The organism is Prevotella sp. 885 (assembly GCF_002265625.1).
In the GTDB taxonomy this organism is placed as follows: Bacteria; Bacteroidota; Bacteroidia; order Bacteroidales; family Bacteroidaceae; genus Prevotella.
The window spans coordinates 1-6134 of sequence record NZ_NOVE01000085.1 but is presented as its reverse complement, the minus strand read 5'-3'; the positions used below and the strand labels follow the sequence as shown (position 1 = coordinate 6134).

7 protein-coding genes and 1 pseudogene are annotated in these 6134 nt (G+C 49.6%); 2 read left to right on the top strand and 6 right to left on the bottom strand.

The features are described 5' to 3' along the window. Positions 1 to 113: pseudogene (locus CHL74_RS16475) on the top strand (ISAon1 family transposase); the annotation flags it as partial. A gap of 355 nt (positions 114 to 468) precedes the next feature. Here the strand turns inward: CHL74_RS16475 and queA are convergent. The 5 genes from queA to CHL74_RS14575 form a co-directional block, all read right to left on the bottom strand. Further along, on the bottom strand, positions 469 to 1635 hold the full coding sequence (gene queA / locus CHL74_RS14595; RefSeq protein WP_094881912.1) for a tRNA preQ1(34) S-adenosylmethionine ribosyltransferase-isomerase QueA: 1167 nt from the start codon (positions 1633 to 1635) through the stop codon (positions 469 to 471). Between the two features lie 44 nt (positions 1636 to 1679). Further along, a complete protein-coding gene (gene truB / locus CHL74_RS14590; protein WP_094881911.1) occupies positions 1680 to 2420 on the bottom strand; it encodes a tRNA pseudouridine(55) synthase TruB in 741 nt (246 codons plus the stop codon). A 47-nt stretch (positions 2421 to 2467) separates the two neighbouring features. Beyond that, positions 2468 to 3265: an undecaprenyl-diphosphate phosphatase gene (locus tag CHL74_RS14585; protein ID WP_094881910.1), complete on the bottom strand. Its 798-nt coding sequence runs from the start codon at positions 3263 to 3265 to the stop codon at positions 2468 to 2470. A 71-nt stretch (positions 3266 to 3336) separates the two neighbouring features. Next, a complete protein-coding gene (locus tag CHL74_RS14580) occupies positions 3337 to 3561 on the bottom strand; it encodes a DUF3098 domain-containing protein (protein ID WP_094881909.1) in 225 nt (74 codons plus the stop codon). A 39-nt stretch (positions 3562 to 3600) separates the two neighbouring features. Next, the gene (locus CHL74_RS14575; protein ID WP_094881908.1) at positions 3601 to 4479 is read right to left on the bottom strand and encodes a cell division protein FtsX; all 879 of its coding nucleotides are present in this window, start codon (positions 4477 to 4479) and stop codon (positions 3601 to 3603) included. A gap of 165 nt (positions 4480 to 4644) precedes the next feature. Here CHL74_RS14575 and CHL74_RS14570 point away from each other — a divergent pair, with 165 nt between their 5' ends. Then, positions 4645 to 5427, top strand: coding sequence for a radical SAM protein (locus CHL74_RS14570; protein WP_094881907.1), 783 nt, complete (start codon positions 4645 to 4647; stop codon positions 5425 to 5427). A 10-nt stretch (positions 5428 to 5437) separates the two neighbouring features. On the opposite strand, the gene CHL74_RS14565 is transcribed toward CHL74_RS14570, so the two are convergent. Next, positions 5438 to 5812, bottom strand: coding sequence for a hypothetical protein (locus CHL74_RS14565; RefSeq protein ID WP_094881906.1), 375 nt, complete (start codon positions 5810 to 5812; stop codon positions 5438 to 5440). Between the last annotated feature and the right edge of the window lie 322 nt (positions 5813 to 6134).

The window sequence follows — 6134 nt, the reverse complement described above, 5'->3', positions numbered from 1 at the left end:
CAGCTGAATCCTTTAATGCAAAAATCAAAGCTTTCAGAGCATCACTAAGGGGCATCGTTGATGAAAAGTTTTTTCTGTATCGACTTGCAAAGATTTATGCTTATCCCCACTAAATTTCCACTGAGCCCATCACTAAAGTGCTTCACTCCCTCGGTAAAGGGCTGTGCGTTCATTGCAGACACAGCAAAAGTGCTTGCAATAGCCAAAAGTAAAGATTTTTTCATCTAACGTTAATGATTATTTATGATAATAGTTTATATATTTTTTGCAAATATAGACATAATGAACGGAATATCAAACATTTTCTTCCGCATTTTTATTTAGAAGAATGATATTATACACTAATTAACAAAGCAGCAAAGCTGAATTAGGAATTAGGAATTACGAATTAGGAATTGAAAGTTTTAAATTTCAAATTTCATCAAATTCCTAATTCCTAATTCGTAACTCCTAATTCGGCGTTGCCGACTAATCGTTGAGAATCAGCAACGAATCGCCGTACGAACCGAACATGTATCCGTGTTTAACGGCGAGATTGTATGCCTCCATCACGAGATCGTAGCCACCGAAGGCGCAGGTCTCCATGAGGAGAGTTGAGTAAGGATGGTAGAAGTTTGACACCATCGAGTCTGCCAGTCCGAAATCGTAGGGCGGGAAGATAAACTTATTGGTCCATCCGTCATACTCCTTGAGCATTCCGTCAGTCCCCACAGCTGTCTCCGTAGCCTTAACGACGCTTGTGCCTACGGCGCACACATGATGTCCTGCACGCTTCGTGTCGTTGACTATCTTACATGCCTCGGCACCGATGTGCATCTGCTCCGAGTCCATCTTGTGCTTAGTAAGGTCTTCCACCTCAATGTCATGGAAGTTGCCAAGACCGCAATGGAGGGTGATGTATGCGAAGTTGATGCCGCGAATCTCCATGCGCTTCATAAGCTCACGCGAGAAGTGGAGTCCTGTGGCAGGAGCCGTAACGGCGCCTTCGTTCTTTGCGAAGATGCACTGGAAGTCGTCGAAGTCTTCCTCAGTGCCGTGCGGATTGTCGCGGCGGTCGATGATGTATCGTGGGAGCGGAGCCTCGCCGAGCGCATAAAGCTCGCGCTTGAACTCGTCGTGGGGACAGTCGTAGAGGAATCGCAGCGTACGTCCGCGGCTGGTGGTGTTGTCGATGACCTCAGCCACCATCGTTCCCGACTCGTCGAAGAAGAGCTTGTTGCCGATACGTATCTTTCGTGCCGGCTCGACGAGAACGTCCCAAAGACGCATCTCTTCGTTCAGCTCGCGAAGGAGGAACACCTCAATCTTGGCGTCTGTCTTCTCCTTCGTGCCATAGAGACGTGCAGGGAACACCTTCGTGTCGTTGAAAATGAAGGTGTCGTGCTCGTCAAAATAGTCGAGGATGTTGCGGAAATCAAGGAATTCACCCTCAATGGGATTGCCGTCAGCGTCCTTCTTATACATGTCGATGGTCTGCGACTTCTTATGGAGAACCATGAGTCGGCATTCGTCACGGCGTGTGATGCGGAATGTCTCCTTCTCACCGTTGTCGTTTTCGAACTCACGGTATATGCTATGCGGATAGAGTGCTATCTGCTCTTCTGGCAACTTAAACTTGAACTGTGATAACTTCATGTCTGCTATATAAAAGATGTTGTGTTTGTTCGGGGTGGGGATGATTAAACTTGGGGTGTCTGCGATGGCTGCTGCGCATCGTCGTCAGTCTCGATGGTCTGCTGCGCGAGCCATTCCTCGAAGGTGTCGAGTGACAGGCAGTTCTCGATGTGACTGTCGCCCGACTTGGTGCGGCAGAGCTGCGTAAGGTAAGCCCCTGACTGGAGAGCACGTCCGATGTCGCGTGCGAGAGCTCGGATGTAGGTTCCCTTTCCGCACGCCACACGGATGGTGGCTTGCATGGTTTCGGGAGAGAAATCCATGAGTTCGATGCTGTCGATGTGTATGTGCTTCGGCTTCAGCTCCACGTCGGCGCCATTGCGACGGAGGTCGTAGGCACGCTGACCGTTCACCTTGCACGCGCTGAACGTCGGCGGAATCTGTTCGATGTCGCCCACGAACTGTGTCAGAACCTGCTCCAGCGACTCACGTGTGATGGCGTCAGTCGGGAAGGTCTCATTCACGGGATGCTCCATATCATAACTCGGAGTGGTGGCACCGAACTGCAGCGTGGCGACATACTCCTTGCCATGTAGCTGAAATTCCTCAATGCGCTTCGTGAAGCGTCCCGTGCAGAGCACCAGAACACCGGTGGCAAGCGGATCGAGTGTGCCGGCATGGCCTATCTTGATGCGCTTTACGCCAAGACGCTTGCAAATGCGGTTGCGGACAAACGCCAGGGCACCGAAGCTCGTCATACCGAGCGGCTTGTTAATGGCGATAACTTCGCCCTTGGTGAAATTCATTCAGTAAGTGTTTGTATATATATAATAATGTATATAGTCTGTGTTCTTTACATCAAAGAGCAAGCGACGGTGATTGCTCCTACGATGGCGCAATATACAGCAAAGTAGATAAGCTTGCCTTTCTTCACGAGGTTTATCATCAGACGGCAAGCCAGGCATCCGCTTACGAATGCTGCTATAAAGCCTACTACGAGCGGCAGCACGCTGATGTCGCCGAACGCCTCTTCACCCTTCACAGCCTTCAGCACGTCGAGGAGTGCCTCGCCGAGGATGGGCGGGATGACCATGAGGAAAGAGAACTGTGCCAGCTTCTCCTTCTTGTTGCCGAGGAGCAGACCTGTGGCGATGGTCGAACCTGAACGCGACAGACCGGGCATTACGGCGCAAGCCTGTGCCAGACCGATGATGAAGGCATCCTTCATTGAGATGTTCTCACGCTGACGTGGCTTTGCAAAGTAAGAGAAGGCAAGCAGGGCTGCCGTAACTAACAGCATGCAGCCTACAATAAGAAGACCCGAACCGAAGATTTCCTCTACCTTGTCCTTGAAGAACACACCGACGATGCCGATAGGAATCATCGAAACGACGATATTGAGGAAGTACTTTGTCTCTGCGTTCATCTCGAACTTGAAGAGACCCTTGAGAATCCAATCGATCTCCTTCCACAGTACCACGAACGTACTCATCACCGTGGCTACATGCACGAGTACGGTAAATGCAAGGTTCTCTTCTCCTTCGATGCCGAAGAGATAAGAGCCGATTGCGAGATGACCACTACTGCTGACAGGCAGATATTCAGTAAGTCCCTGGACGATACCAAGGATTAAAGCTTCAAACCAATTCACTTTTTAATTACGTATTAAGTTCTATAAATGTTAACTATCAAACCCTTCACGGGCATGCGTACCCTGAATTTTTAATCCTTCGGCTTGCGTATGATGGCGTATATCACGGAGATAAAGCCGATGAAGCATACGGCTGGAGCCAACTTTATGCGACGGGCGCTGAAGATGTCGGCGGAGAACACGCCCTCGTCACTTCCTGCACCGCTCATGAGCACAAAACCAAGAATGACGATTGCCATTCCTACTGCCAACAGAATGAAGTTTGTCTTTCCGAAAGCATAATTTCTTTTGTCCATTTTATAACTGAAATTGAATTTGTTATGTAATGTATATATTTAAATCTTATACAGGTCGCCAGCCTTCATTCTGAGGAACTTGTTCACAGAAATCGTGGCGCAGATGGCTGTCAGGAACAGTCCGAAGAACACCACTACACCGGCTGTTATGGCGAGCACGTCCCATGTAAGGATGTCAAGGACAGCCGGCTCATACACGTAAAGGGCGTAGATGGCTCCGCCGAGGGCGCAGCACGCGATGATGGCGGCAAGCAAGCCCAGCAGCATATAGTGGCGCACGAAAGGAGCGCGGATGAATCCCCATGACGCGCCTACGAGCTTCATCGTATGAATGGAGAAGCGGCGGGCATAGATGCTCAGACGCACGGTGTTGTTGATGAGCGAGAACGACACGATGGTGAGCAGCAGGGCTATGCTGAGCAGCACCACGCTGATCTTGGCGATGTTGGCATTCACGCTGTCCACGAGGTCCTTCTCATACTTCACCTCGCTTACCTTCGGATAGTTCTTCAGCTCACGCGAGATATAGACGAGCGAGTCCGAATTGGCATAGTCGGACTTGAGCGTCACTTCCACAGAAGAAAGGAAAGGATTGGTGTCGGCAAACTCGCGCGGGTCGGTGCCCAGCGTGCGGATGCCCTCACGGAGCGCCTCCTCCTTGCTGACGTACGTAAGCTTGTGGATGTAAGGACGCGTGCGCAGACGGGCACAGAACTGCTGTGCCTCTCCCGACGTCATGTCGTCCTGAAGCACCATTGTCACCACGATGTTCTGACGGACATATTCAGAAAGGTTGCGCGCGGTGAACACGGAGAACACCACGAGGCCCAATAAGATAAGCACCATTGCCGTGCTTATACATAGCGTTACTGCCTGCAATCCATGACGATTGCCGGTCTTCTTTTTTTTCTTTGCCATTTCCAAAAGGATATATTACTCCAAATTTCTTGCAAAGGAACAAAAAAATATTGGTTTCAGCGACTGATTAACGTCAATTAACAAGCTTTTTCAGACTATCGGGCAGTATATCACACACATTGCTTACCTTTGCACTATACATTAATAATATACATATATAATCTTATGCCAACAGCTTTATATCCTTCTCCCATCGTCGGACCCATACACAGCCGGCGTCTGGGCATCTCGCTCGGCGTGAACGTCAACCCGAGCGACGGCAAGATTTGCACGTTCGACTGCATCTATTGTGAAGTGGGCTACAACGCCATGCGCCGCCCCACCCTGCCGCGCCCGTCACGACACCACGTGGCGGAATGCCTGGAAAGAAAGCTAAAGGAGATGAAAGACATACATAAAAAACTGGACGTCATAACTTTCTCGGGCAATGGAGAGCCTACAACGCACCCCGACTTTGAGGGCATAGTGGACGACACCATCCGCCTGCGCAACCGATATTTCCCCGCAGCGAAGGTATCGGTGCTCAGCAACTCCACCATGGCACATCTGCCTGCCGTCCATCGTGCCTTGGAGCGCGTGGACAACAACATCCTGAAGCTCGACACCGTGGACTTCGACTACATCCGCCGCGTGGACCGTCCGACGTCGCCAGCATACAACATTGACGACATCATCAGCACTCTCCGATCGTTCCACGGCAACGTCATCATCCAGACTATGTTCATGAAGGGAACCGACATCAACGGCCAGGACCTCAACAACACGTCCGACCGTTACGTAACGCCCTGGATAGAAGCGCTTAAGCTGATTCGTCCAAAGCAGGTGATGATCTACACAATTGACCGCGACACACCCTGCCACACATTGCAGAAAGCCACCCACGAAGAGCTCAACAACATCCGTGACCGTGTGGCGGCAGAGGGAATAGATTGTACGGCAGCGTATTGACAAAGCTTTTTCATTGCTCACACAACCGCTCCACCTCGTCTTTTGACATACCAATCATTGACGCAATAGCATCAACGTCCATTCCTTTGTCATACATCATCTTTGCTACTAACGCTATTCCTTCAGCACGACCCTTCGCAAGTCCTTCCTCTCGTCCCTTCGCAAGTCCTTCTTCTCTACCTTTTGCAAGTCCTTCCTCCATGCCTTCCTCTCGTCCTTGCTCCTTCGCCGTGTCCAACGAGTTCTTTATGTCGCGATATGCCTTGAGGCTATCCTCGTATTCACGCAACTCCGTAGGAGTGAAGCGTGCCACGGCAGCAGCATCAAAAAGCTTAAAGCCAAAATCGGTCAACAAACTGATATATCGTTCTTCTGACTGTCTCATAACTGATTGTATTATAGCGTTAGGCAAAGATAGTGCAATAAATCAGAATATTCAAATATTTACAAAAAAATAACGCCGCAATTTAACCAACCGCCAAAATCCTGTTTATCGCAGAGCTAACACATAAGCTTGCAGTACAAACATAGGAGGCTATGGCGTCTCGCCATAGCCTCCTATGTTTGCCTTGGAAACTTGGAATCAAATAATATTGTTGTGTTTTTAACAATTCAATATTATTGTTTATCTTTGCGTCATGAATAGAACTCAGCCCATAGATTACAAATCCGTATTGTCCTTATTTCTTCCGGCAGGACTCCTTGAC

What these genes read in the sequence shown, in the direction of transcription:
- CHL74_RS14570 (WP_094881907.1), top strand. Translation starts at nt 4,645, where the DNA reads ATGCCAACAGCTTTATATCCTTCTCCCATCGTCGGACCCATACACAGC.
- CHL74_RS14575 (WP_094881908.1), bottom strand. Translation starts at nt 4,479, where the DNA reads ATGGCAAAGAAAAAAAAGAAGACCGGCAATCGTCATGGATTGCAGGCA.
- CHL74_RS14580 (WP_094881909.1), bottom strand. Translation starts at nt 3,561, where the DNA reads ATGGACAAAAGAAATTATGCTTTCGGAAAGACAAACTTCATTCTGTTG.
- truB (WP_094881911.1), bottom strand. Translation starts at nt 2,420, where the DNA reads ATGAATTTCACCAAGGGCGAAGTTATCGCCATTAACAAGCCGCTCGGT.
- queA (WP_094881912.1), bottom strand. Translation starts at nt 1,635, where the DNA reads ATGAAGTTATCACAGTTCAAGTTTAAGTTGCCAGAAGAGCAGATAGCA.
- CHL74_RS14565 (WP_094881906.1), bottom strand. Translation starts at nt 5,812, where the DNA reads ATGAGACAGTCAGAAGAACGATATATCAGTTTGTTGACCGATTTTGGC.